The sequence below is a fragment of the Microcystis sp. LEGE 08355 genome (assembly GCF_015207185.1).
GTDB classification, from domain to species: Bacteria; Cyanobacteriota; Cyanobacteriia; order Cyanobacteriales; family Microcystaceae; genus Microcystis; species Microcystis panniformis.
On sequence record NZ_JADEXI010000895.1, the window covers coordinates 1 to 1277 of the forward strand.

General features: G+C 41.3%; 1 pseudogene. It reads right to left on the reverse strand.

The annotated features are described in order from the left end of the window. Positions 1–84: 84 nt before the first annotated feature. Positions 85–1120 (reverse strand): annotated as a pseudogene (locus IQ242_RS25060) (IS630 family transposase); the annotation flags it as partial. Between the last annotated feature and the right edge of the window lie 157 nt (positions 1121–1277).

The window sequence follows — 1277 nt, forward strand, 5'->3', positions numbered from 1 at the left end:
TCTTAGTTATTCTTAATGCAATGGTTCGCCAAAATCAGCCTTGGCAGCTTGCTGACAATTTACCACCTTGTTCCTAGTGGGTCATCAAGTTTGTATTGAGGGATAAAGTCGCTTTAGTTTGATACGGGAATCTGCTGTGGTAAATCGCCAATTAACAGAACTAGATTTTTGATTTCGCTCTTCTTCCCACGCAGTAATTTCCAATTTGAGAGTATCTTTATCGGGGATACGACGGTTCACACACTGACGATTTAAAACACTCAATTCAATTTCTGCCATATTCAACCAACTGCCATGTTTAGGAGTATAATGAAACTCTAATTTATCCAAAATCCGTTTGGCTTCTTCCGGAGCAAAAGCTTTGTATAAAGAGGCTTTAACATGAGTGTTAAGTTGCTCTTGAATTACCCCAATTTTTTCAGCTTGAGGATAACGTTCATCTACCAAATATTTCATTTTATGGGCATAATCAATGGCCGTTCTTTGGTCAGTTACGAGGTGTGTCTCCAACCTATTAACGGCTCAAAAAACATAAAGAGATTGGCCACCCCATTCCGTTCATATTGATAGTCATAACGCTCTAATTGACCAGGTTCAGGGGGAATTACCTCTCTGGTTTCTTTCACCAACTGCTTACAACTTTCATCAAAACAAACCCAAGGATTTTTTTCGTCGTAAGGACGTTGATAAATATCTAAAACTTCTTCCATCCTGCAGACAAATTCGGCGTTTGATTCTGGTGGAATTACCCAAGATTCATGAAGCCAAGGTTTAAGTTCGTTTTTTTTAAGCTTTGTCTAATCGTCTCAATCGAGACTTGTTCCACTACTTTTAGTTCTACCATTTTATCCGCCAGCATTTGCAGAGTCCAACTACTTTTTCCCACTGGGGTTTCACTACAAGCGAGCGCAATTAGATAGGCTTCTTTTTCCCCATCAATTATTTTGGGGCGGCGATTTGGCTGTTCCTTCCGTTTTAAAGCTGATTCTAGCCCTTCTTCCACAAGTCTCTGTCTGACTCTCTCAATTGTAGCACGACTTATATTTAATGACTCACTAATCTTACTGTCTGTCCATCCTCCTCCTTCTTGATTAATATCTGCTTTGAGCAAAATTCTGGCTTGACATCCTCACCGCCGTAAACGGACGGTGATTCCCAAACCTCACGATTTAGGTTTCTGCTTCTTTCCCTTGCGGGGTTCCGCACCTGCCTTAACAGATTTACTCTGTTCTGGTCTTATGGTCGCTCTACAGACTGACACCGCAAGCCCTGCGGCC